Origin of the sequence: Ornithinimicrobium flavum, from assembly GCF_004526345.1 — a bacterium.
Lineage (GTDB): Bacteria > Actinomycetota > Actinomycetes > Actinomycetales > Dermatophilaceae > Ornithinicoccus > Ornithinicoccus flavus.
The window spans coordinates 3,408,971-3,432,981 of record NZ_CP038213.1 but is presented as its reverse complement, the minus strand read 5'-3'; the positions used below and the strand labels follow the sequence as shown (position 1 = coordinate 3,432,981).

Below are 24,011 nucleotides of genomic sequence, written 5' to 3'. Positions count from 1 at the left end.
TCGGCCGGTTCTGGCAGGGTCGGGTCATGAGCGGACGCGCCGTGACCCTGACCTTCCTCGGTGCGAGCGGCACCGTGACCGGGTCGAAGTTCCTCCTCACCGTCGGGGGTGCCCGCAGGGTCCTGATCGACGCCGGCATGTTCCAGGGCGAGAAGCGGTGGCGGCTGAAGAACTGGGAGCCGTTCCCGGTGGAGCCCTCCTCGCTGTCCGACGTCGTCATCACCCACGCGCATGCCGACCACGTCGGCTACGTCCCCGCGCTGGTGCGGGAGGGGTACGCCGGGCCGATCTGGATGACGGAGGGCACCCGGCAGCTCGCCGAGATCGTGCTGCGCGACGCGGGGAAGCTGCAGGAGGAGCAGGCCGAGCAGGCCAGGCGCCACGGCTGGTCCAAGCACGAGGAGCCCAGGCCGCTGTTCACCGTGGCCGACGTCGAGCGGGCGCTGCCCCTCTTCCGCACCGTGGAGTTCGAGCAGGACGTGGACCTGGGCGACGGTCTGGTCGGCCGCTGGACCCGGGCGGGGCACATCCTGGGCTCGGCCAGCGTGCGGCTGCAGTTGCCGGAGACCTCGGTGCTCGTCTCCGGCGACCTGGGCCGGCACGACCACCCCCTGCTCAAGGGGAGGGGGACGCCTCAGGGCGCCGACTACGTCCTGTGCGAGTCCACCTACGGCGACCGGGAGCACCCGGAGATCGACCCGCCCCATCAGGTCCTCGCCGAGGCGATCACCCGCACCGTCGCGCGGGGTGGCCTGGTGGTGATCCCGGCCTTCGCCATCGACCGCACGCAGGGGGTGCTGCGGGTGCTGGTGCAGCTGCTGCGGGAGGGCCGCATCCCCCGGGTGCCGGTCGTGGTCGATTCCCCGATGGCGCTGCGGGCGCTCGACGTCTACCGCGACTCCTCCCTCGGCGAGCTGCGCGAGGACGTCGCCGTCGAGGACTTCACCGACCTCCCCGAGCTCATCGAGGCGCGGACGAGCAAGGAGTCCCGGGCGCTCAACCGCCGCTTCGACCCGATGGTCATCGTCGCGTCCTCCGGGATGGCCGAGGGGGGTCGCGTCCTGCACCACCTGGCCCGGCTGCTGCCCGACCGGCGCAACACCGTCGTGCTCACCGGGTTCCAGGCCGCGGGCACCCGCGGCCGGTCCCTCCAGGACGGGGCCGGGCACGTGAAGATCAACGGGCACCACGTGCGGGTGCGCGCCGAGATCGTGCGCAGCGGGGAGTTCTCGGTCCACGGGGACGCCTCGGACCTGCTGGACTGGCTGCGCGCCCTGGAGCCCGCGCCCGAGACCGTCTACGTCGTGCACGGCGAGCCGACCGCCGCCGAGCACTTCGCGACCCGGGTGGAGGACGAGCTGGACTGGACGGCCGTGGTGCCGCGCTACGGCGAGGTGGTCTCCCTCGTGCCCGGTCACGCCGACCCGCCCGACCTCGAGGGAGCGGGGGAGGAGACCGCCGACGGGCAGGAGGGCGCGGGTAGGCGGGGGTAGGCGCGGGTAGGCGGGGGTAGGCGCGGGAGGGGGTAGCGGGGGGTAGAGCGAGGAGTGAGGAGGAGCGCCTCAGAGCGCCCCGGGGCCGACCAGGGCGGCCCGGGCGCGCTGCGGACCCGGCTCGCGCCGCAGGTCGTCCGCGAGCCCGGCCAGCAGGGCCACCGGCCCGGACGGCAAGGCGAGCAGCTGCCGGGCGGCGGCGCGCAACTCCTCGGGGGAGGCGTCGTTGGGGTCGAGCGCCGCCCCGACGCCGGTCGTCTCCAGGGCGGCGGCCCCGGCGAACTGGTCGGTGGACAACGGCAGCACCAGGAGCGGGACGCCCGCGGTGAGAGCCTCGGTCACGCTGTTGTTGCCGCCGTGGGTCACGGTCAGGGCCGCGTGCCGCAGCAGCGTCACCTGCGGCAGCACGGGGCGGAGCAGCCAGCTGGACGGCACCGGGCCGAGCTGGTCGGCCGGGGTGCTGCCCGTGGCCATCGCCACCCGCACGTCGAGCCCCCGCAGGGCCTCGGCGACCCGGGCGAGCACGTCCGAGCGCACGGACAGGAAGCTGCCCAGGCTGACGTAGACCACCGGCAGGTCGTCGGCGGACAACCACGCCTGCACCTCCGCGTCGACCGCCTCCTCCCGCACCGCCGACCCGAGGAAGGCGTGCGCGCCCAGCAGCCGGGTGCGCGCCGGGGGGTGGAGCGCCGCGGGGTAGTTGAGCAGCAGCACGTCACCGGTCTCGGCGAAGGCGTCCGCGCTCGGGACAGCACCCGGGTCGAGGGTCGCCAGCGCGGTGTTCCAGTCGCTGGTGAAGCGGTCGCGGACCTGCTCGCACAGGGCGCGCAGGGAGTCCAGCCGCTCCTGGGGCGGTCGCAGCCGCTGCGGCCAGGCGGGCGGCAGGCCGTAGACCTCGTCCCCCACCACCAGGGCCGAGGGGTGGCCCAGCACGACGTCGGCGTGCGGCACGCCCGCCGCGGTGAGAGCCAGCCGGGCGCTGAAGGCCAGGTGGTCGACGATCACCTGGTCGGGGCGCACCCGGTCGACGACCTCCTGCACCCGCCGGGCGGTCGTCAGCGGGTCCCAGAGCAGGTCGTCCAGCCGCGCTCGCGCCTGGAACTCGAGGGTCTGCACGGCCCCCTGGCGGGTGGCCGCGAAGAAGCCGCGCAGGGCGTCGTCCTCGCCGCGCGGCTGGTCCTCGGGACGGATCACACCGGGGTTGGAGCCTCGCCCGAGACGCAGGTCCACGCGCTCCATCCCGAACCCGCGCACGAGCGCGTCGGTGGCCGGTCCGGTGGCCACGACCACCCGCTCCCCGGCGTCGCGCCACGCCGTCGCCAGCGTCGCCAGGGGATAGAGGTGGGAGGCGTAGTCGGGGGAGACCACGAGGAGGGTCACCCGGCCACCCCCCGGTAGACGTCCGCCAGGGCGGCGGCCATGGTGCGGATGCTGAACCGGTCGAGGACGACCTGCCGTGCGTGCGCGGCACGCTCGTCGGCGTCGTCGGACGCCGCGAGCCTCAGGGCCTCTGCGACCGCCTCCCCCAGCAGACCGGGGTCCGAAGTGTCCACCAGGACCCCGGTGCGGCCGTCCTCCACGTAGGTGGGCGGGCCACCGTGCCCCGGCGCGACGACGACCAGCCCGGACCCCAGGGCCTCGCACAGCGCGATGCCGAACTCCTCCTTGAGGCTCGCGCACGCGTAGACGCCACCGGCGGCGCTGAGCCCGGGCCGGCCCCGCCGGACGGCCGAGAGCCACGCAGCGACCGTCGAGTTGGGCCGGTTGCCGGCCAGGAGCACACCCTGCCCGGGACCCTGCGCCCGGTCCACGGCCTCACCGATCCGGGCGAGTTGCTCGGCCTCCTCGTGGGAGGGGTCCTCGAGGTCGCCGCCGACGATCACCAGGTTGCACCGCTGGGCCAGGTCGGGGTGCTCGGCCCAGGCTTGCGCCAGGGTCGCCATGCCCTTGACCGCGTGCAGCCGCCCGACGCTCAGCACCACGGGCAGCCCCCGCCGCTCCTCGGGCAGCCCGGCCAGCAGCGCGTCCAGCTCACCGAGCGCCGCGGCCACGCCGGGCTCGGCCTCGCCACCCTCCAGGGCCAGGGCCACCTGCCGGTCGGCGTGGTCCAGGGCCTTCAGGTCGACCCCCTCGGGGACGACGTGCATGGGCTCGTCCGGCCCCACGTGCAGCAGCGTGGACAGGTCCCGCTGCAGGTCCGGGCGGGGGAAGACGACCAGGGCCTCGGCCTGCTCCCGGAGGGCCCGCAGCAGGCGGATGCGGAAGACGAGATGCTCCTGCAGGTCGGCCTCGGCGAAGGTGGCCCGGGTGAGCCGCCCGGTCCGCTCCCGCACGGCCAGCAGGGCGTGCGGGTCCGGGGCGAGCGTGAGGACCAGAGGGATGCCGAGCTCCCGAGCCACCTGGGCGACCGCCCAGGTGCCGACGTCCGCCATACGGACGTGGACCACGTCGACCGGGCCGGCCAGGGCGAGCTGCTGGCGCAGGCTCTCGCGGACGAGCGGGAGGAGCGGCCAGCTGCGGCTCAGGGGAGGCGCCGGACGGGGGACGGGGATGCCGAGGTAGTGGTGCCCGGGCGAGGCCGCGACCTCCTCGAGCCGGTCCGGCGGGACCTGGCCGGAGTCGCCCGCCCGTGAGGCCCGCGAGAGGGTGAGGACGCGGCCCACGCCCGGCTCCTGCAGCAGCGCGTCGCCGAGCCGCACCAACAGGGTGGCGATGCCGCCGGTGTCGCCCCGGCCTGCGTGCCGCAGCTCGGCGTCGATCTCGCCGTGGAGGTAGAGCTGGGCGACGGTGAGCCCGGACGTCGTTCGCGGGCGCGGGGACGGCCTGGGTGCGGGAGGAGCGTCCGGGGTCGTGGCGCGCCAGGTCCCCAGCGTGACGCCGGCGAGCACCCCGGCGAAGTCGCCCTCCCGGGCCATCGCGCGCAACGGGTCGAGCGCGGCCTCCAGGAGCGGGCCGGCCGACAGCGCCCAGGCGGCGTGCTCCCGCAGCAGGGGTGGTCCGGAGCGCAGGAGGTCGACGAGGAGGTCCTCGGCCACGGTGCCCCCGACGGCGCCGGCTGCGTGCACCGCGGCCAGGGCCACCAGGGGGTCGCCCGGGTCGGCGATCCCATCACGCAGGAGCGCCTGGGAGGCCGCCCCGTCCTGGCGGGCGGCCCGGGCGACGCTGTCGAACCGGTCCACCGCGTCCAGGATGGTCGGCGCCGTCGCCACCTGGTCGAGCGCGTCACGGGTCCCTACGGCGGTGGCGATCATGCCCGGACGCTACCCTTTTCGCCAATCTTTGTCCAACTTGTGTCAAAGGTTGCGGGCGGCCGTGTCATACCCCGGTATGACGCAGGCCCGCCGCGCGCTCCCGCAGGTGGATGCGACCGCTGGCGCCGCCGCCTATCGTCGACCGGTGTGACGCCCGACCGCAGACCCGCCCCCGACCCGTCCTCCATCCGGAGCGCGGGGGCGACCCGCGAGGCGGTGCGGGAGGCCTGGCAGGAGCTGTCGGTGCGGACCGGGCGGTCCGGCCCGTGGTGGCTGGAGGTCCTGGTCATCGGGCTGGCGGTGCTCGTCGGCGTGGTGGGCGGCGCGGCGCTGGGGCCCTTCGGGGTGCTGATCGGGATGGTCCAGGTCCTGCCGCTGCCCTGGCGCCGGGCCCGTCCCCTCCTGGTGGCGGGCATCGTCGCGGCCGGGTGCCTGCTGCAGGTCCTCCTCACCGACGAGCCGCACCCGGCCAACATCGCGGTGCTGGTCGTCGTCTACAGCGCGGCGGCGTTCGGCGACCGCCGGACCTCACGGCTGGTGCTCGGGCTCGCGCTGGGCGGGGCGCTGCTCGCGAGCCTGGACTGGCGGCTGCGGTACGACGGGCGCTGGGACCTCGCGGGCATCCTCATCAACGCGATCTTCCTCGGGCTCTTCGTCGGGGTGGCGTGGGTGCTGGGGGACGTGGTCCGACGGCGTCACGCCGTGATCGAGCGGCTCCGGGAGCAGAACCGGGCGCTGGCCCGCGACCACGCGCAGCGCACCCGGCTGGCGGCCCAGGACGAGCGCGCCTCCATCGCCCGGGAGATGCACGACGTGGTGGCGCACAGCCTCGCGGTGGTGGTGGTCCAGGCCGACGGTGCGCTCTACGCCGCCCGGGCGGCCCTGGACCGGCCCCCGGCGATCGGGCCGGACCGGGCGGCCCTGGAGCACGCGGCCTCCACGCTCGAGACCCTGGCCCAGACGGCCCGGTCCTCGCTCGCCGAGACCCGCAAGCTGGTGGGGGTGCTGCGCGAGGAGGGGGCCGGGGCCGAGTACGCGCCCCTGCGCGGCCTGGCCCACCTGGAGGAGCTCGTCGACGGCGTCCGCGAGTCGGGCCTGCCGGTCCACCTGGCCGTGCGGGGCCGCACCGACGACCTGCCCTCCGAGGTCGACCTCGCCGCCTACCGGGTCGTGCAGGAGGCGCTCACCAACGCGCTCAAGCACGCGGGCCCGAAGGCGCAGGTCGACGTCGACGTCCTGCGCACCCCGGCCGTGCTCCTGGTCCGGGTCACCGACGACGGGCAGGGGCTGTCCCCGGACTCCGACGGGGAGGGCAACGGCATCCTCGGGATGGCCGAGCGGGTCGAGGTGCTCGGCGGGCACGTGCAGGCCGGCCCCCGGCCCCGGGAGGGCTGGGAGGTCGTGGCGACGATCCCGGTGCTGGGTCCGGACACCGTGCCGGGGGACCGCCCTCCCCCGGCCGGGGACGGCATACCCTCGACCGACCGGACGCAAGGAGCCCAGCCGTGACCACCCACCCCGACGACCGGCCCGTCCGCCTCTTCCTCGTCGACGACCAGGAGCTCGTGCGGGCCGGCTTCCGGATGGTGCTGGACGCCCAGCCGGACATGACCGTCCTGGGGGAGGCGGGGGACGGGCTCGCCGCCCTCGCCGCGATCGAGGCCACCCGGCCCGACGTGGTGCTCATGGACATCCGCATGCCGCGGCTGGACGGGGTCGAGACCACCCGTCGCCTGCAGGCCGCAGGGTCGCCCGCGAAGGTGCTGGTGCTGACGACCTTCGACCTGGACGAGTACGTCTTCGCCGCCCTCAAGGCCGGCGCCTCGGGATTCCTGCTCAAGGACGCCGGCCCCGCCGAGCTGCTCTCGGCGATCCGCGCCGTGCACGCGGGCGACGCGGCGATGGCGCCCTCCACGACCCGGCGGATGCTCGAGCGCTTCGTGCCCGAGCTGCCCGAGGCCGGGGCGGAGAGCGCGGCCGTCGCCCGGCGTCGGCTGGCCGCGGCGCGGCTGGGTCCGCTCACCGAGCGCGAGCGCGAGGTCCTGGAGGCGGTCGGCCGGGGGCTGACCAACGGCGAGATCGCCGCCGAGCTCTTCCTCGCCGAGGCCACGGTCAAGACCCACATCGGGCGCGTCCTGAGCAAGCTCGGCCTGCGCGACCGCGTCCACATGGTCATCACCGCCTACGAGACGGGCCTCGCCGGCCGCCCCGAAGGAGGACCGGACGCGGGTTCCTGACAGACCGGACGCGCGTTCGTGACAGACCGGACGCGAGTTCCTGACAGACCGGACGCGAGTTCCTGACAGACCGGACGCGAGTTCGTGACAGACCGGACGCGAGTTCCTGACAGACCGGACGCGCGTTCCTGCCGCGTTGCTACCCTGGGGACCGGCGCCCCGACGCCCCGGACGACGGTTCAGTACCCGGTGAGGACAAGACTGGCCACCCCTGCCGACCACCTCGTCAAGGAGCCATCCCCATGGACTGGGCCATCCTGCTCGCCTCGGGCGTCCTGGAGGCCGTGTGGGCCACCGCGCTCGGCGCCTCCCGCGGACTGCGCCGCCCGCTGCCCACCCTCGTCTTCGTCGTCGCCTCCGTGCTCAGCATGTGGGGCCTGGCCGTCGCCATGCAGACGATCCCGACCGGCACGGCGTATGCCGTGTGGACCGCTACCGGCGCATCGCTCACCGTCGCCTGGGCGATGGCGCGCGGCACCGAGCCGGCCACCCTCGTGCGCGTGCTGCTCCTCCTCGGGATCGTCGGCTGCGTGGTCGGCCTCAAGGTGGTGTCCTGAGGTGGCGTGGGCGATCCTGCTCGGCAGCGCGGTGCTCGAGGCGGTCTGGGCGACCGCGCTGGGGTTCTCCGACGGCCTCACCCGCCCCGTCCCCACCGTCGTCTTCCTCGTGTTCTGCGTCCTCAGCCTGGTCGGGCTGGCGCAGGCGATGCGCTCGATCCCCATCGGCACGGCGTATGCCGTCTGGACCGGGCTGGGCGCCGTCCTCACCGTGCTCTGGGCGGTGGTCACCGGCACCGAGGTGCTGACCCCGCTCAAGGCGCTCTTCCTGCTCGGGATCATCGCGTGCGCGGCCGGGCTCAAGCTCACGACGCGCACCCCCGCCGCCGACTGACCCCCGTCGACCGACCCGCCCCGTCGACCGACCCACCCCCGGCGACGGAGCCTGCCGACGGCGGACGTCATACCCGGGTCTGACCGGGAGCCCGCAGCTCCCGCCCGTCGGCTGATGCCCCCGGCGGCCGACCCCGCCTACCGTCGCCGGCATGACAACAACGACCTCAGGGCGCGACACCGCCCGAGCCACCGCCTCGCTCGCCGCGAGCGCCCTCGACCTGACCAAGACCTACGGCCGGGGGGAGACGGCCGTCCACGCCCTGCGGGAGATCTCGGTGGGGATCGAGACCGGCCGCTTCACGGCCATCATGGGCCCGAGCGGGTCCGGCAAGTCCACCCTCATGCACCTGCTCGCCGGGCTGGACACTCCCACCTCCGGACGCGTCTTCCTCGGCGACACCGAGCTCACCTCGCTGTCGGACCGCCAGCTGACCCGGGTGCGCCGCCGCTCGGTCGGCTTCGTCTTCCAGGCGTTCAACCTGCTGCCCACCCTGACCGCCCGCCAGAACATCCGGCTGCCGCTGGACCTCGCCGGTCGCGCCGCGGACCCTGACTGGGAGCAGCTGGTCGTCGAGGGGCTGGGCCTGGCCGACCGGCTGGGCCACCGCCCCGGTGAGCTGTCCGGGGGGCAGCAGCAGCGCGTCGCCCTGGCCCGCGCCCTCGTCACCCGGCCCGAGGTGATCTTCGCCGACGAGCCGACGGGTGCGCTGGACTCCACGACCGGGGTGGAGGTGCTGACCCTGCTGCGCCGCTCGGTGGACGAGTGGGGCCAGACCGTCGTCATGGTCACCCACGACGCCAACGCCGCGGCGATCGCGGACCGCGTCATCCTCCTCGCCGACGGGCAGGTCGCCGGGGAGATCCTCGACCCTGAGGTCGACGCCGTGCTCGCCGCCGTGCGCGACCTCGGGAGGGCCTGATGGGCACCTGGCGGACCGCCGGCCTGGCCTCGCGCGGGCGCCGGCTGCTCTCGGCCGCGGTCGCCATCGTCCTGGGCGTCGCCTTCCTCGCCGCCAGCCTGGCCCTGCTCACCACCGCCCAACGGGGTATGGAGGACGCGGTCGCCGCCGGCGTGCGGGACGCCGACCTCGTCCTCACCGTCGACGGCGAGGGCATCTCGACGCAGGGCTACGACGCCGCCCTCGCCGTGGCGGACGTCGCCTCCCTGCGGGGCGAGACCGCCGTCAGCGCCGAGCTCACCGCGCAGACCTGGCTCATCGGGGCACCGGTCCCGGTCTCGGGCACCACCCTGCTGGAGGGCCGGATGCCCGCCGCGCCCGGGGAGATCGCCGTCAACCCGGCCCTCGCCGAGGAGGTGGCGGTCGGCGAGCAGGTCGACCTGGGCGGGGTGTCCCTCGACGTCGTCGGGGTGGCCGACTTCGGCGACATCAGCCCGGCGCTGTCCTACGGACCGGCCTTCGCGGCCGACGACGCCACGCTGCGGCAGGTGGACCCGCAGCTGTCCTACGGTTCGGTGATGGTGGACCTGGTCGACGGCGCGGACGAGACCGCGGCACGGGAGGCGCTGCTGGCCGCGGTGCCCGGCGCCGAGCTCCGCACCGGCACCGAGGCGGCGGCCGAGCGGGTGGCGATGATGACCGGCGGGACCGACGTCATCGGGGCCGTCCTGCTGGGCTTCGGTGCGGTCGCGCTGCTCACGGCGGCGATCGTCATCGCCAACACCTTCACCATCACCCTGGCCCAGCGCACCTCCGAGCTGGCGCTGCTGCGTGCCGTCGGCGCGACGACCCACCAGGTGCGGTCCCTGGTCATCCTGGAGGCCGTGGTCCTCGGGCTGGTCGCCTCCGTCGTGGGGCTCGGTGCGGGCCTGCTCACGGCTCTCGGCCTGCTGGCCCTGGGCCGGCGCCTGGACCTGGGGCTGCCGCTGCCGGAGGGGCTCGCCGTGACGCCCGTGGTGCTCGGTGCGCCCCTGCTCGTCGGGCTGCTCGTGACCGTTCTGGCCAGCCTGTGGCCGGCGGTGCGGGCCACCCGGGTGTCCCCGCTGGCGGCCCTGCGCCCGGTCGGGCCCTCCGGAGAGCGGGTGCGGGTGAGCCGGGTCCGGATGGCCCTGGCCGTGCTGCTCGTCGGCGCCGGCGTGGCCGCCATGGTCCACGCCGCCACCTCCCGGGACATCCTCAGCGGGGTGCTCGGCGGCGTCGTCTCCTTCCTCGGCGTCCTCGTCGCCGCGGTCGTGGTCGTGCCGCTCGCCGTGCGGGCCCTCGGTCTGGGCGCCCGCCCGGCCGGGGTCCCGGGGCGCCTGGCCGTCGACAACGCCGTCCGCAACCCCGGCCGGGCGGCCGCGACCAGCGCCGCCCTGGTCGTGGGCGTCACCCTCATCACCATGACCTCCGTCGGGGCGGCGACCGGCCAGCGCACCGCCATGGGCGAGATCGACGAGTCCTACTCCGTCGACCTCGTGCTCTCCGCCGGCGGCGAGTACCTCGAGGACGGCACCGACCGCGTGGACGCGCTCCCCCTGCCCGCCGACTTCGCCGGTCGGGTCGGCGGGGTCGACGGGGTGAGCGCGGTGCGGGTGGCGGACACGGCCTACCTGACCCTCGGTGAGGACATGGGTGGCGGCACCGCCACCGTCGGCCTCGACCCGGCCCGGGACGCGGACGTGGTGCGCGGCGCCGAGCAGCTGGCCTCTCTGGTGCCGGGGACGCTCGGGATGGCGGGCGGGATGATGTCCATCTACGAGCTGGAGCCCGGAGACCGGGTGGCGGTCTCGGGGCCGGGTGGCAGCGCCGAGCTGGAGGTGGTGCCGTTCGCGCTCGGCTACGACCTGGCCGTGCACGTCGAGGACCTGAGGGCGCTCGGTGGCGACGCGGTCACCCCCGGGACCGCCCTCGTCCGGCTGGCCGACGACGCGGACGTGGCCGACACCATGGGTGCGGTCTCTGACGTGGCGGACGACAACGCGCTCCAGGTGACCGGATCGGCCGCCGAGCGGGCGGTCATCACCCAGGTCCTCGACGTGATGGTGCTGGTCACCACGGCCCTGCTGGGCGTGGCGGTGCTCATCGCGGTCGTCGGCATCGCCAACACCCTGTCGCTGTCGGTGCTGGAGCGGCACCGCGAGCACGCCCTCCTGCGCGGCCTGGGCCTGACCCGGGGCCAGATGCGCTCGATGCTGCTGGTCGAGGGGGTCCTGCTGGCGCTGGTCAGCGCCGTGATCGGTCTGGGCCTGGGGCTCGGGTATGCCGCGCTCGGCGTCCAGACCCTCCTGCCCGCCGACGTCGGCGTGCAGCTCGCCGTGCCGTGGGGCCGGGTGGCGGTCATCGTCGGGGTGGCTCTGCTCGCCGGGGTCCTGGCCAGCGTGCTGCCGGCCAGGCGGGCGGTGCGGGTCAGCCCGGCGGAGGGATTGGCGACGGCCTAGACCACCGGCCCGGTCCACCGACGCGGTGGCCGGGCCGGATCGGGCACGGCGGGAAGGGACACCCGCTCGGCCCGGCGCCCCGCGCGGGACACGTGGGGACGCCCCACCGCCCGGTCACCTCCTCGAGGTGGCCGGGCGGTCGGCGTCGGGGTCCGCGGGGCGGGACTCCCAGCCGGAAGGTCAACCTCGAGCCGGTTCGAGCCGGCTCGGAGATGGCGAACCGGCTCGGAGTCGGGCAGGCGGCGCGGTGCAGGGGGCGCCGCTGCTGCCCTACGCTGCGGAGATGGGACGCAGGGTGGCACTCGTGGGGTCCGGGCTGGCCGTGGCAGGCATCGTCGTCATGGTGGTGACGGCACGCTCCGACGGGGGCTTCGGTGGCGGGGGGACTCCGCTGCAGGAGCTGGGGGCGGCGCTCCTGGGGCTGTTGACCACGCTGGGACTGCTCGTCGCGACGGTCGGCGCCGTCATGCTGGCGCTGGCGGTGACCATCCGGTATGCCGGCCACCCGCCCGTCCGGGGATACCCGGTGGCGCTCCTGATGACGGGGTTGGGCGCGATCGTGCTCGCGGAGGTGCTCCGGGCCGCGCTGAGCCTGATGCTGGGGGAGTCGGTCGGGTCCGGCGTCACGGTGTGGCTCGCGATGGGGCTGGCGCACCTGGGCGGGGTCCTGCAGATGGCGGGCGCCGCGCTGCTGGCGCTCTGGCTGACAGGCCGGCTCACCGCGGTGCCGTCGGCCGCGGGCCGTGAGACCCGCCGTCCGGGGTCGAGGACGGCGGCGTCGGCGGACCGTCCCCGCTGAGCCGCGAGCGCAGGCCGCTGGCCCGCACCACCCGGCGGGCGACCGCTGCCCGCACGACCTCCTCGGACCCGACCACCCGCACCGCCCGCTGGGCGCGGGTCACGGCGGTGTAGAACAGCTCCCGGGTCAGCAGCGGGCTGTCGACGTCCGGGAGCAGCACGGTCACCTCCTCGGCCTGGCTGCCCTGGGACTTGTGGATCGTCATGGCGTGCATCGTGTCGACGTCGCCCAGCCGGCTGGGCGCGAAGCGCTGCTCGCCGGCCGGGCCCTCGACGACGGCCATCCGCACGGGCGTGCCGTCCGGGGTCTGGGAGGCGACGACGACGCCCGTGTCACCGTTGAGCACCCCGGTGGCGTAGTCGTTGGCGGTGACGAGGAGCGGCCGCCCGACGTACATCGGGTCGTAGAAGGTCAGACCCGTCTCCTCCCCGAGCCAGGTCTCGACGAGGTGGTTCCAGGTGCGCACGCCGTGCGGCCCCTCCCGGTGCGCGCACAGCAGGCGGTGCCGGCCGAGCGCCTCCATCGCGGCGGCCGAGTCGCCGCGCCGGGCGGCGGTCAGCACCGCGCGGGCGTGGCGGGTCAGCACCGGCCGGAGCACGGCGGCGGTGTCTTCCTCCTGCACCCACTGCACCTGCTCGTCGCCGGCGGCCAGGGCGGTGACGACGGCGTCCGCGTCGCCGTCGCGCAGGGCCTGCGCGAGCGCCCCGATGGTCTGGCCGAAGCGGTGGACGGTGCGCAGCCGGGACACCGCCACGGGCGGGGTGGCGACGGGGGAAGCGTCGACCGGCGGGGTGGCGACGGCGGAAGCATCGACCGGTGGGGTGGCGGCGGCAGCGTCGACCGACGAGGCGCCGGTCGACGTCCCGACCGAGGCGACCAGGTCCGCGAGCACGGCGCCCGCGTCGACGGAGACCAGCTGGTCGGCGTCGCCGACGAGGATGAGCCGGGCCGTGGGGCGCAGCGCCTCCAGCAGCCGGGCCATGTGGGTCAGCGAGACCATCGACGCCTCGTCGACGAGGACGACGTCGTGGGGGAGCCGGTTGGCGCGGTGGTGGCGGAAGCGGCTGCGGCTGCCGGGCTGCCAGCCCAGCAGCCGGTGCAGCGTCATCGCCTCGACCTGGCGCAGCGGCTCGACGGCCGCGCGCGCCCCGGGGTCGGTGGTGCGCCCCAGGATCTCCTCCAGCGCGCCCTCCATCGCCGACCGGACCCGGGCCGCCGCCTTGCCGGTCGGGGCGGCCAGGCCCACCCGCAGGGGACGGTCCCCGGCCGCCCTGGCCTGCTCGGCCAGCAGGGCGAGGACGCCGGCCACCGTCGTCGTCTTGCCGGTGCCCGGCCCGCCGGTGATGACGCTGGTGCGGGAGCGGACGACCGTCCCGGCGGCGGCACGCTGCTCGGCATACCCGTCGCCGGGGAAGACCCGCACCAGGCCGGTCGCGAGCACCTCCTCGTCGACGGCGGGCGCACCCAGGGCCGCGCGGTCGCGCAGGTCCTGGACCACCTGGACCTCCTGGTGGTGGTAGCGCTGGAGGTAGACCAGCCCCTGGTCGACGACCAGCGCGCCCTGCCGGGCCAGCTTGCTCGCGGCCACGGCGTCCGTCCATGTGCCCGGGTCCGGCCAGGGGAGGTCGGGCAGGTCGACGAGCTCGGACACGGTGGTGAGGTCGACCGCCACCGACCCGGTGCGCACGGCGCGGCTGGCGAGCGCGGCGGCCAGGACGGCGTCGACGTCCTGCTCCCGGGTCACGCGGGCCAGGGTGCGGGCGATGTGGACGTCGGCCGCGGTGAGCACGCCGGCCTGGTTGAGGTCGCGCAGCACCCCGGTGGCGCCGAGGGCCAGCCGGCGGTCGTGCGCGTCGCGGGCCTCGAAGGTCTCGAGCAGGGTCATGCCGCACCTGCCTCGGCGTGCCCGTCGAGCAGGTCCGACAGCTCGGTGACCAGCGCCACCGGAGGCTTCCAGGAGAAGACGCCGCAGGGGTGGCCGTCGACGACGGGGGTGTCGGGGCCGCACATGCCGCGGACGTAGAGGTAGAGCACCCCGCCGAGGTGGCGCGCCGGGTCGTAGCCCCACAGCCGCCAGCGCAGGTAGCGGTGGGCGACCACCGCGTAGAGCAGCGCCTGCAGGGGGTAGGACGAGTGACCCATCGCCTCGGCCAGCATCTCCGGCCGGTAGTCGGCCGCGGTGAGGTCCTCGCCGGGGCGCCCCAGCCAGTTGGTCTTGTAGTCGACGACGAGGTAGCGCCCGCCGGTGCGCAGCACGACGTCGACCGAGCCGGTCAGGTAGCCGCGCAGCTCCTGCTCGGCCAGATCCGGGCTGGACTCGAGGACGTCGGCCCAGGCCCGCACCGGGTCGCCGGGCCGCAGGTGCCGGCGCAGGAGCGGGACCAGGTCGCCCAGGACGGACCCGTCGGCGCGCCGCAGGTCACCACCGCCCAGGGGGAGCTCGAAGTCCATCTCGCACAGCCGGTCCTCCCGCCCGATCCCGCGCAGCGTGGCCCCGCCCGCCAGGGGCCCGAGCGAGGTGTCGTGGACCGCGACCAGCGCGTCGGCGAGCGCCTCCTCGCCACCCTCGCCGAGCTCGACCGGCCAGAACACCTTGTGCTCGGCGATCTGCGCCAGCAGCTCGGCACGCAGATCCCCCGCCCGCGGGTCGGCCTCCTCCAGCACGGCGTGCACGAGCGAGCCGAAGGTGGCGCCCACCGGCAGGGCGGCCATGGGGGAGGGGACGTCGGCGCCGGGGACGGTCACCTCCAGCCCGGGCAGCGCGGGCGACTCCGGCACGACGGGGTCGGGGGTGTCCGGCTCGTCCTCGCGCGGGGTGACCTCGGGCTCGCTGCCCACCCCGCCGGTCAGCTCCAGCGCCTGCGGGTCACGGGGGGTCGACAGGGAGGTGTATGACGTCCGCCGCCACCCGTGGTCGATCTCGCGCGTCCAGGTGCCGATGCGCAGCTCGGCGGAGCCGGCGCCGGCAGCGACGAGGGTGGGCTCGGCGTGGTCGGCGCGCTCGAGCGCGAACGCCCCGAGGTCGGCCCAGGCCTGGAGCCGGGTGCGGGCCTGGCCGTCGTCCTTGGGGACCCGGACGCTCGCCGGCACCGGGCCGGACCCGGGCTCGCGCCCGAAGAGGACGCGGTGCAGCGGGGAGGGGGCACCGTTGCGGGGGGTGGGTGACCACCAGGTCACCACCTGGGACTGGGCCCGGGTCAGCGCGACGTAGAACAGTCGCAGGGACTCCCCGGCGTCCTCCTCCTTGTGCCGCCGCACCGAGTCGCCCCACCCGGGGTTGCCGGGGCTCCTCCCACCGACGTCGAGGTAGCGCACGCGCTCCGGGGGGTCGTCGTGGCACAGGGGGATCTTCGGGGTGTCAGGGACGTTGCGGTCGGTGAGCGTGGGCAGGTAGACGACGGGGAACTGCAGCCCCTTGCTGCCGTGGATCGTCAGCAGCTGGACGGCGGCGGCGTCGCTGTCGAGCCGGCGGGTGCGGGCGCCCGTCGTGCTCGGGCCGTCCTCCGCCATCTGCGCACGCAACCACTCCAGGAGGGCCACGAGCCCGAGCTGGCCCTCCCGTCCGGCCTCGTGCAGCAGCTCGGCGACGTGCTTGATGTCGGTGAGGGTGCGCTCACCCCCGACCTGGCCCAGGACCCGCTCGGGCAGGCCGTCGGCGACCAGCCGCTCGAGGACGGCGGCCAGGCCCTGCCGGGCGTAGACGCCGGCCAGGTCACGGGCCTGCTGCGCGAGCCGGTCGTCGAGGTCCTCGGCGCCGGCGTCCAGGTCGGGCACGGCATACCCGAGCAGGTCGGTCAGGGCCGCGGCGCGGGTGAGCACGGCCCGGTGCGGGGCCGCCATCGCCTCGAGCAGGGCGAGCCAGTCACGGGCCGCGCCGCTGTCCAGGACGCTGGAGCCGCCGGCGCTGACGGCGTGGATGCCGACCTCCCGCAGCGCGCGCTGCGCGGCGAGGAGGTCCTTGCCGCGGTGGGCCAGGACGGCGACGTCGTGGGCCTGGAGGGGCCGGCCGGCGAAATGGGCGTCGGAGGCGAGCAGGCGCGCCACGTCGAGGGCGAGGTCGCGGGCGATGTGGACGCGGGTGGCGGCGATGCCGTCGTGGTCGGAGAGGTGCTCACCGAGCAGGACCTGCCAGCCGGACCGGACCGGTGCGTCGGAGGGTGCCCCGGACAGCCGGGAGGACCGGCGGGCGGCGCTGACCGGGCGGACCGCGATCTCGGGGTGGCCGAGCTCGGCGCCCCGGAGCATCACGCTGAGGGAGTCGACGACGGCCGGGTCGGAGCGGAAGTTGCGGGGGAGCGTGCGCCGGTCGGTGGCGCTCGCGGCCGCGGCGAGGTAGGTGACGATGTCGCCGCCGCGGAAGGCGTAGATCGCCTGCTTCGGGTCGCCGATGAGGACCATCGCGTGGGCGTGGCCGGAGAAGGCGCGGTCCAGCACCTCCCACTGGACCGGGTCGGTGTCCTGGAACTCGTCGACCAGCACGACCTTCCACCGGGCGCGCATGCGCTGCCGGGCCGGGGAGTCCTCCGGCTCGAGGGCGTCGGAGAGCTGGGTGAGCAGGTCGTTGTAGTGCAGGACCTGGAGGCGGCGCTTGCGCAGGTCCAGCTCGTGGCGCACGGCCCGGGCGAAGCCGACGCGGCGGGCGACGGGCGACCCCCGCTCGGCCGTGGTCGGGTGCAGCTCGGCGTGGACGTCGTCGACGGCGGCCCGCGCCAGCTCGAGCGCCTCGGACCGGCTGAAGATCGGTGCGGTGTCGGTCCGGAAGCCGCGCAGGTAGATGTCGTCGACGACCTCCACGAGCAGGTCGTCGAGGTCCTCCACCAGCTGGGCCGAGGCGTCCGAGGCGCCGGCCACCCCCAGGCTGCGCAGCACCTCGTGGCAGAACTGGTGGACCGTGGCGATCGTCGCGGCGTCGAAGCTGGTCAGAGCGGTCCGCACCCGGGCGTGCCGGAGGGCCCGCTCCTGCGGGTCGACGGCCAGCAGGAGGGTGAGCAGCTCGTTGTGCTCGTCCGGCTCCCGGCGGCCGGCGAGGACCGCCTCGGCCTCGGCGAGCTGCTCGCGCACCCGGGCCCTCAGCTCCTGGCTGGCCGCCCGGCTGAAGGTCACGACGAGCATCTCCTCCAGAGGCACGACCCCCTCGGCGACGTAGCGCGTCACCAGCGCCGCGATCGTCCAGGTCTTGCCCGTGCCGGCGCTCGCCTCGAGCAGCATCGTGCCCGTGGGCAGCGGGTCGCCGATGGCGAACTCCGCGACGGGCGTCGCGTCCTCGGTGCTCGACTCGGTGCTCATCCCCACGCCCGTCTCCGCGCTCATCACGGCCTCCCGATCGTCTGCGTGCCGTCGTGCAGGACCGGCCACCACACCCGCAGGGCGAGCTGCCCCAGGCGGGAGGTGACGCCGTCGTGCCACAGCTCGTCGGGGTGCGGCGAGCCCGCCAGCGCGGCATAGGGGGCCGACGGGCCCATGACCCGGCGCCACGACGGGTCGTCCTGCTCCCCGGTGCCGAACCTGCTGTCCTCGGTCACCCACTCCTTGCTGGCCAGGTTGTCGGCGAGCGTCTGCTTGCCGCGCCGGGCGTAGGTCTCCGCCCAGGTGGCGGCCGTCGCGACGGGCAGCGGGACGACGGCGCACAGGCCGCTGTCCCGCACGGCGACGAGCTGGGCGAGCAGCTCGCTCGCGCGTCGCGGGTCGTGCGGTCCGGAGGTCACGAGGACGGGGCTCTTGTCCCCCTTGCCCCAGGAGTACTTCCCGACGAGTCGGGTGCTGCCGCCGTGGCCGGCGGCGGAGAGGGCGAGCGAGACGATCCAGGCCCGCAGCCGCTGCTTGGCCCGCACGGTGGAGTAGGTCGCGGTGAGGGCGTGCCCGTCGACCAGCCCGGGGACCGTGCCGACGAGGTGGCGTCCGCCGGGCAGGGCGACGTCGACGTCGAGGGTGTCGCGAGGCACCGCCTGCCCCCACCCGCCGGTGCCGACGGCCCGCCAGACCGCCGTCCCGAGCGCCTGGACGTCCTGGCACACCTGCTCCATCGTGGCGCGGCCCAGCTCGTCGGGCGGGAGGGCGCCGCGCCAGCGCTCGGCGTCGACCGTGCGCTGCGGGTCCTGCCCGGCCAGGACCGCCTGCAGCATCCGCTCACCGATGTCCCACTTCTGGAGCCCGTCGAGCTCGATCGGGATGCCCTCGCCCCGCAGCTCCGGCACCTCGGGCAGCACCAGCCCGAGACGGGCACGGAGGAAGGCGCGGGCCGGGTTGTCGAAGAAGCGGACGAGGTCCTCCAGCGCCACGTCCTCCGCGGGCAGCGGGGGCAGGGCGTGGGCGGCCACCGGCACCGGCTCCCGCCGCTCCCGGGCCTGGGCGCGGGCACCGGCGAGGGCGGCCGGGTCGTAGCTGAACGGCTCCCCGGCGGCCGCGAGCAGCGCGTCGGCGGGGGTGCCGGGCGCCCCGAGGTTGCGCCGGTCGTAGGGCTGCAGCGGGTGCCGGGTGAGCACCCGGTCCACGCCGGCGCCGCTGGCCGTGGCGCGCACGGCGTCGAGCAGCTCACCCAGCGGGACGGCCGGCGGACGCTCCTGCCCGGAGTGCTCGTCCGCGCCGGTGTAGGTGATGACGAGGGTGTCCGCGGCGGACATCACGGCGTCGAGCAGCAGCTGGCGGTCCTCGCTGCGCAGGTCGCGCTCGCCGGTGACCGGGCGGCGGGCGAGCGCGTCGTCACCGTCGGCGGTGCTGGAGCGGGGGAACACGCCGTCGTCCATCCCCACCAGGCAGACCACGCGGTGCGGGACGGAGCGCATCGGGACCATCGTGCAGACGGTCAGCGTCCCGGTGCGGAAGTTGGAGCGCGTGGCCCGCCCGGCGGACTGCTCCCGCAGCAGGGCGTGCACGTCGGCCAACGACAGCGAGAGCGAGGACCCGCCGTCGGAGCTCGCGGCGGCGCCGACCCGGGCCAGCTCCCGCCGCAGCTGGGTCAGCTGCCACGCGTCCCGGTGCGGCACGTCGGCGAGGGAGAGCACGCCCTCCTCGAGGACCGTCATCCACTCGTCGACGGTGTCGGCGGCGCGCAGCGCGCGCAGGGTCGCGCCGAGCCGGTCGACGAGCTCGGCCAGCGACCCGGCCAGGTCGAGGTCGCCGCTGTCGAGGTCGTCCAGGGCGAGGGTCTGCCCGAGGTGGTCGGTGTCCCGACCGTCGACCGCGGCCCCGACGAGCACCCGGTCCAGGCCGGAGCGCCAGGTGTTCTGGTGGAGGTTGCTCAGCTGGTATGCCGCGCGGTGCTCCGCGTCGAGCCCCCACCGGACCACGACCGCCTCGACCCAGTCACCGACCCGCTCCAGGGAGTCGTCGTCCAGGCCGAACCGGTGCCGCACCGGGGCGCTGCGCGCGACGTCTAGCACCTCGCTGGCGGTGAGGCGGCCCCCCGCGAGCTCGACCAGCCGGGCGGCGAGGGCCAGGAGGGGGTTGGTCTGCACGGGGGCCCGGTCGGCCAGCCGGACGCGCAGCCCGTGGGCGGGGTGGGCGCCGGCGTCCCGCACCACCTCGCCCAGCCCGAACCCGGCGTGGAAGAGCGGGGCGTAGGTGTCGATGTCCGGGCACATGACGAGGATGTCGCGTGGCTCGAGGGTCGGGTCGTGCTGCAGCAGGTCGGCGAGGACGTCGCGCAGCACCTCGACCTGGCGCGTCCGGCCGTGGCAGGCATGCACCTGGACGCTGCGGTCGGCGCCGTCGACGACCCGGCCGACGCGGTCGTCCTCGCCCGGGGCGTGGTCGGCGGCTAGGTCCTGCTGGAGCAGGTGCAGCAGGGTGGGGGGACCGGCCACCACCCCGCCATCGGAGGACGCACCGCCCCCGCGGGCCGGCCGCGCGCCCTCCACCACGCTCCCGGACCCTCCGGCCAGGGCCAAGGACCGCTGCAGCTCACGCGCGTCGCGCCCCAGGCTGGCCAGCAGCGGGTGGTGCACCAGCGCCGCCGAGGTGTCCTGGGCACGGGGCACGGGGCCCTCCGCCGCCACCTCGGCGAGACGGTCCCAGGCCACCGGTGAGGCCTGCGGCAGCCACAGGTGGACGTCGCGGTGCTCGGCCAGGGCCGCCAGCACCTCGATCTCGCTGCGCGCGACCCGGGTGTGGCCGAAGAGCGAGAGGCGGCCGGGCAGGGTGAGGTCGCGCAGGCGCAGCGGCTGCCCGTCGCCAGCCTCCCGCAGGGACCGCACCACGCGCTGCTGCCGCTCGTCGGGCGCCTCCTCGCCCACCACGTCGAGCACCCGACGCCACAGCTCGGGCTGCCAGGCCAGATCGTCGGCCACCTGCCCGCCCAGTCCGTCGCCGCGCCCGCCCTCCCGCCAGTCGGTCAGCATCGCGGGACGCTGCGCCGCGTAGTCGGCGAAGAGACCTGCGAGACGGCGGGCCACGGCATACCTCCGGCCGCGGCGCAGCTCGGCCTCCTCGCCGGTCTGTCCCCAGCCCAGGTGCTGGGAGAGGGTGGCCGCCCACGGCTGCCCGAGGCTGCGGTCGACCGCGCGCAGGACCGACCAGGCGAGGTGGTCCGGCCGCCACGGGTCGTCGCGCTCGACCCCGAGCAGCATGGAGACCAGGGAGTGGGGGTTGAGGAAGCGCACGCCCGCACACACCCCGTCGTCGCCGGCGTCCGCGCCCAGCCGGTGGGACAACCGCTGCGCCAGCCACCGCTCCACCCCCCGCGTGGGCACCGCCACGACCTCCTCGGCGAAGGGATCCTCCAGGGGGTCCGCCAGGAGCTCGGCCAAGCAGGCGGCGAGCACGTCGGTGCTCCTCCCGCGATGCACGAACAAGGTCACGGCAGCGACCCTACCCAGCGGGTCCGACAGGCCCCGCGCCTCACCGCACCCTGGTGACCGTCCCGCCGGTCAGCCGGACGAGCTCGTCGAAGGTGAGGGCCATGACGGTGTCCGGCGTGCCGCCCGCCGCCCACACCTCGTCGAAGGCCTCCAGGTCGACGTCCACGAGCGCGCGCAGGGGGCTGGGGTGACCGGTCGGCGCGACGCCGCCGATCGCCATCCCGGTCGCCGCCCGCACCATCTCGGCGCTCGCGCGCTCGACGCGGTCGGCGCCCAGGGTCCGCGCGAGCAGGTCGGTGTCGACCCGGGCGGCGCCGCTGGCCATGACCAGCAGCGGCTCGTCGTCGCAGGCGAAGACCAGGCTGTTGGCGATCGCGGCCACCTCGCAGCCGATCTGGGCCGCGGCGAGCGGGGCCGTCCGCGCGTGCTCGTCCAGCCACACCATGCGGGGTGAGATGCCGGCGGCCTCCACGGCCTCGAGGACGATCCGGTTCGTGGGGTGCATCCGCGTAGTGTGCCGCAGGTCTCACCCGTTCAGGTGTGTGCGGGGCGGGGGTCGTCTCCTACGATATGTAGGACCGTTTCCGTTAAACCTGGAGCTCCCCATGAAGCGCACCGCCGCCGCCCTGTCCACGCTCGCCCTGATCGCCGGGCTGAGCGCCTGCTCGGGCGAGTCCGAGACCGCAGCCCCGGAGTCCCCCGCGACCTCGGCCGACGGCACGGCCTCCGGGGAGGAGCTGCCGGACGAGGTCGCCTCGGCGCTGAGCGACCTGGGCGTGGAGGGCGACGACGTCCGCGACGTCATCACCTCCTTGGACCGGCTCGACCAGGAGCGACCCCTCCCCGTGCAGGGCTCCGTGCGCACCGACGAGGTCATCTTCAGCACCGCGGACACCGGCGAGGTCGCCGTCCCGATCCCCGGCGACGAGGTCTACATCTCCGTCGCGCCCTACGTCGACTCCACGCATGACTGCTTCTACCACGCGCTGGGTGGCTGCCAGGGCGAGCTGGTCGGCGAGGAGGTCAGCGTCACCATCACCGACGACGCCGGCGAGACGCTCGTCCAGGAGGACGCCACGACCTACACCAACGGCTTCGTCGGCTTCTGGCTCCCGAAGGACGTGACGGGGACGGTCAGCATCACCCACGACGGGATGAGCGGCGAGGTGCCCTTCGACACCTCCGACGAGGGCGCGACCTGCATCACGACCCTGCAGCTGTCCTGACCCCCGGGGTGCCCTGGCGCTCGCCGACCGGCCCACCGCGCGCACACCCGAACCGCCTGCTTGCCGTTGAAGGTCACCCAGGCCGGCCGGTGCCGGCCGATCTTCGCGGCGAAACTCGGCACGTCGAAGCCCAGCACCTGGCCGTCGGAGTGCAGCGCGACGACGTCGGTCAGCCCGACGCCGAGCTCGGGCAGGAGCCCGTCGGCCCGCGGGTCCAGGACGTTCGGCGTGAGCCCCGCCCCGGCCAGCAGCGGGTAGAACGACTGCCCGGGCCCGGCGTAGTAGTGACCCCGTCGCGCCGAGCACTCCCCGACGACGGTGGCCGCGATGACGAGCCGCAGGTCGTCGCCAGCAGGTCGGGCAGCACGTCCACGGGGGTGACCCTCGCCGCGGTCAGGCCCGTCCGCCCTCGCGGTCCGAGGCCGCCCTCTCGCGCTCGCGTTCGGCTCTGCGCGCCGCGATGTCCTTCCACACGGGGGCGTTGGTGATGCCGACGTCCTCGGGGGCGAAGACCGGGTCCAGCCCCGCCTTGCGCTGGCGGTCGTAGTCGCGGACGACGGCGTTGGCCTGCCTGCTCAGCAGGACGAGCGCGACGAGGTTGATCCAGGTGTAGAGGCCCAGGCCCACGTCGGCGAGGTTCCACGCGAACTCCGCGGAGCGCAGCGAGCCGAGGAAGATCGAGCCGGCGAGGACCACCCAGGCGATCCGCACCGCGATCCGCTCGCGGGCGTTGCTGCGCAGCAGGTAGGCCAGGTTGGTGTCGGCGTAGAAGGCGAAGGACAGCAGGGTGGTGAAGGCGAAGAAGAACATCGCCACGGCGATGAAGGCCGAGCCCAGGCCGGGGAAGGAGGCGTCGATGGCGGCCTGCGTGTACTCCGGCCCCTGGACCAGGCCGGGGACGTTCTCCGCGACCATCTCGCCGTCGGGGCCCTCGACGTTGTAGGACCCGGTGACCAGGATCATCAGCCCGGTGACGGTGCAGATGAGCAGGGTGTCGATGTAGGCGGAGAAGCCCTGGGCCAGCCCCTGCTTGACGGGGTGGGACACCTCGGCCGCGGCGGCGGCCTGGGCGCCGGAGCCGGTGCCGACCTCGGAGGAGTAGATCGCGCGCTTGACGCCCCACATGATGGCCGCGCCGACGATGCCGCCGAAGGCCGCGTCGGCCCCGAACGCGCTGGCGAGGATGAGCCGGAACATCTCCGGGACCGCCTCGGCGTTGACGACCAGCAGCACGATCCCGAGCAGGATGTAGGCGGCCGCCATGACCGGCACGACCAGCCCGACGACCCGCCCGATCCGGTGCATCCCGCCGAAGACGACCAGGCAGAACAGCGCGGTGACCACGACGCCGGTCACCCACGGCGGGACGGAGAAGGCCGAGTCCATCGACACCGCGATGTTGTAGGACTGGATGGAGGGGCCGGTGATGGTGAGCGCGAAGACGGCGGCCACGGCATACAGGACCGCCAGCCACTTCCAGCCCAGGCCCTTCTCGATGTAGAAGGCGGGGCCGCCGCGGTACTCCCCGCCCACCTCCTCCTTGTAGACCTGCGCCAGCGAGCTCTCCGCGATGGCCACCGCCGCGCCCACGAAGGCCGTCACCCACATCCAGAAGAGCGCCCCCGGCCCGCCGAAGTGGATCGCCGTGGCGACGCCGGCGATGTTGCCGACCCCCACGCGACCCCCGAGCGCCATCGCGAACGACTGGAAGGACGACAGGCCCTGGGTGGAGTCGTCACCACCGACGAGGTAGCGCACCATGTCCGGCAGCCGTCGCACCTGGGGGACGACCATACGGACGGTGAACCACGCGCCCGCCGCGAGGACGAGCACCACCATCGGCGTGCTCCACAGGAGCTCGTTGAGGCGGGAGATGGTGGACTCGAGCATGGCGCAGGCCTTCCGGGCGGGTCTGGGCAGACTAGAGGCCGGGCGGTG

16 protein-coding genes, 1 pseudogene and 1 riboswitch are annotated in these 24,011 nt (G+C 75.2%); of the genes and pseudogenes, 9 read left to right on the top strand and 8 right to left on the bottom strand.

Translation table 11 applies throughout. The annotated features are described in order from the left end of the window. Positions 1-26: 26 nt before the first annotated feature. A complete protein-coding gene (locus tag E3Z34_RS16245) occupies positions 27-1,493 on the top strand; it encodes an MBL fold metallo-hydrolase RNA specificity domain-containing protein (protein ID WP_134774445.1) in 1,467 nt (488 codons plus the stop codon). Between the two features lie 69 nt (positions 1,494-1,562). Here the strand turns inward: E3Z34_RS16245 and E3Z34_RS16240 are convergent, their stop codons facing one another. Next, positions 1,563-2,873 carry a glycosyltransferase gene (locus E3Z34_RS16240; RefSeq protein ID WP_134774444.1) on the bottom strand — a complete coding sequence of 437 codons (1,311 nt, stop codon included), beginning with the start codon at positions 2,871-2,873 and terminating at the stop codon, positions 1,563-1,565. Next, positions 2,870-4,744, bottom strand: a complete 1,875-nt coding sequence (locus tag E3Z34_RS16235; RefSeq protein WP_134774443.1) for a glycosyltransferase — start codon at positions 4,742-4,744, stop codon at positions 2,870-2,872. Before E3Z34_RS16235 ends, E3Z34_RS16240 begins: the two co-directional genes overlap by 4 nt. 147 nt (positions 4,745-4,891) lie before the next feature. Here E3Z34_RS16235 and E3Z34_RS16230 point away from each other — a divergent pair, with 147 nt between their 5' ends. The 7 genes from E3Z34_RS16230 (at position 4,892) to E3Z34_RS16200 (ending at position 12,052) form a co-directional block, all read left to right on the top strand. Next, positions 4,892-6,253 (top strand): sensor histidine kinase, encoded by a 1,362-nt coding sequence (locus E3Z34_RS16230; protein ID WP_134774442.1) that lies wholly within the window; start codon positions 4,892-4,894, stop codon positions 6,251-6,253. A 74-nt stretch (positions 6,254-6,327) separates the two neighbouring features. Continuing rightward, entirely contained in the window at positions 6,328-6,981 is a 654-nt protein-coding gene (locus E3Z34_RS16225) for a response regulator (RefSeq protein ID WP_238695522.1), read from the top strand. Between the two features lie 147 nt (positions 6,982-7,128). After that, a riboswitch (guanidine-III (ykkC-III) riboswitch) is annotated at positions 7,129-7,191 on the top strand. Between the two features lie 32 nt (positions 7,192-7,223). Then, complete coding sequence (locus tag E3Z34_RS19265; RefSeq protein ID WP_134774440.1) at positions 7,224-7,538, top strand: DMT family transporter; 315 nt, start codon at positions 7,224-7,226, stop codon at positions 7,536-7,538. A gap of 1 nt (position 7,539) precedes the next feature. Continuing rightward, complete coding sequence (locus tag E3Z34_RS16215) at positions 7,540-7,872, top strand: DMT family transporter (protein WP_134774439.1); 333 nt, start codon at positions 7,540-7,542, stop codon at positions 7,870-7,872. Between the two features lie 151 nt (positions 7,873-8,023). Next, on the top strand, positions 8,024-8,794 hold the full coding sequence (locus tag E3Z34_RS16210) for an ABC transporter ATP-binding protein (protein WP_134774438.1): 771 nt from the start codon (positions 8,024-8,026) through the stop codon (positions 8,792-8,794). Continuing rightward, entirely contained in the window at positions 8,794-11,253 is a 2,460-nt protein-coding gene (locus E3Z34_RS19600; protein WP_134774437.1) for an ABC transporter permease, read from the top strand. The genes E3Z34_RS16210 and E3Z34_RS19600 overlap by 1 nt, the downstream gene beginning before the upstream one ends. 283 nt (positions 11,254-11,536) lie before the next feature. Beyond that, entirely contained in the window at positions 11,537-12,052 is a 516-nt protein-coding gene (locus E3Z34_RS16200; RefSeq protein ID WP_134774436.1) for a hypothetical protein, read from the top strand. On the opposite strand, the gene recD is transcribed toward E3Z34_RS16200, so the two are convergent. From recD to E3Z34_RS16180, 4 genes are read right to left on the bottom strand one after another with little or no spacing between them, the layout of a single operon-like run. Continuing rightward, complete coding sequence (gene recD / locus E3Z34_RS16195; RefSeq protein WP_134774435.1) at positions 11,970-13,937, bottom strand: exodeoxyribonuclease V subunit alpha; 1,968 nt, start codon at positions 13,935-13,937, stop codon at positions 11,970-11,972. The genes E3Z34_RS16200 and recD overlap by 83 nt on opposite strands. After that, positions 13,934-17,362 carry a UvrD-helicase domain-containing protein gene (locus tag E3Z34_RS16190; protein ID WP_238695236.1) on the bottom strand — a complete coding sequence of 1,143 codons (3,429 nt, stop codon included), beginning with the start codon at positions 17,360-17,362 and terminating at the stop codon, positions 13,934-13,936. Before E3Z34_RS16190 ends, recD begins: the two co-directional genes overlap by 4 nt. After that, positions 17,362-20,847 (bottom strand): exodeoxyribonuclease V subunit gamma, encoded by a 3,486-nt coding sequence (gene recC / locus E3Z34_RS16185; RefSeq protein ID WP_134774434.1) that lies wholly within the window; start codon positions 20,845-20,847, stop codon positions 17,362-17,364. The genes E3Z34_RS16190 and recC overlap by 1 nt, the downstream gene beginning before the upstream one ends. 40 nt (positions 20,848-20,887) lie before the next feature. Then, positions 20,888-21,352 carry a YbaK/EbsC family protein gene (locus E3Z34_RS16180; protein ID WP_134774433.1) on the bottom strand — a complete coding sequence of 155 codons (465 nt, stop codon included), beginning with the start codon at positions 21,350-21,352 and terminating at the stop codon, positions 20,888-20,890. Positions 21,353-21,452: 100 nt separating this feature from the next. On the opposite strand from E3Z34_RS16180, the gene E3Z34_RS16175 reads away from it, so the two are divergent. Beyond that, complete coding sequence (locus tag E3Z34_RS16175) at positions 21,453-22,073, top strand: CueP family metal-binding protein (RefSeq protein WP_134774432.1); 621 nt, start codon at positions 21,453-21,455, stop codon at positions 22,071-22,073. Positions 22,074-22,156: 83 nt separating this feature from the next. On the opposite strand, the pseudogene E3Z34_RS20385 reads toward E3Z34_RS16175, so the two are convergent. Further along, a pseudogene (locus E3Z34_RS20385) lies at positions 22,157-22,402 on the bottom strand (uracil-DNA glycosylase family protein); the annotation flags it as partial. A gap of 64 nt (positions 22,403-22,466) precedes the next feature. Beyond that, positions 22,467-23,963: an alanine/glycine:cation symporter family protein gene (locus E3Z34_RS16170; protein WP_134774431.1), complete on the bottom strand. Its 1,497-nt coding sequence runs from the start codon at positions 23,961-23,963 to the stop codon at positions 22,467-22,469. Between the last annotated feature and the right edge of the window lie 48 nt (positions 23,964-24,011).

Coding starts and splice junctions, on each gene's coding strand:
- E3Z34_RS16175 (WP_134774432.1), top strand. CDS start 21,453: ATGAAGCGCACCGCCGCCGCCCTGTCCACGCTCGCCCTGATCGCCGGG.
- E3Z34_RS16235 (WP_134774443.1), bottom strand. CDS start 4,744: ATGATCGCCACCGCCGTAGGGACCCGTGACGCGCTCGACCAGGTGGCG.
- recD (WP_134774435.1), bottom strand. CDS start 13,937: ATGACCCTGCTCGAGACCTTCGAGGCCCGCGACGCGCACGACCGCCGG.
- E3Z34_RS16200 (WP_134774436.1), top strand. CDS start 11,537: ATGGGACGCAGGGTGGCACTCGTGGGGTCCGGGCTGGCCGTGGCAGGC.
- E3Z34_RS16190 (WP_238695236.1), bottom strand. CDS start 17,362: ATGAGCGCGGAGACGGGCGTGGGGATGAGCACCGAGTCGAGCACCGAG.
- E3Z34_RS16245 (WP_134774445.1), top strand. CDS start 27: ATGAGCGGACGCGCCGTGACCCTGACCTTCCTCGGTGCGAGCGGCACC.
- E3Z34_RS19265 (WP_134774440.1), top strand. CDS start 7,224: ATGGACTGGGCCATCCTGCTCGCCTCGGGCGTCCTGGAGGCCGTGTGG.
- E3Z34_RS16170 (WP_134774431.1), bottom strand. CDS start 23,963: ATGCTCGAGTCCACCATCTCCCGCCTCAACGAGCTCCTGTGGAGCACG.
- E3Z34_RS16210 (WP_134774438.1), top strand. CDS start 8,024: ATGACAACAACGACCTCAGGGCGCGACACCGCCCGAGCCACCGCCTCG.
- E3Z34_RS16225 (WP_238695522.1), top strand. CDS start 6,328: ATGGTGCTGGACGCCCAGCCGGACATGACCGTCCTGGGGGAGGCGGGG.
- E3Z34_RS16180 (WP_134774433.1), bottom strand. CDS start 21,352: ATGCACCCCACGAACCGGATCGTCCTCGAGGCCGTGGAGGCCGCCGGC.
- E3Z34_RS19600 (WP_134774437.1), top strand. CDS start 8,794: ATGGGCACCTGGCGGACCGCCGGCCTGGCCTCGCGCGGGCGCCGGCTG.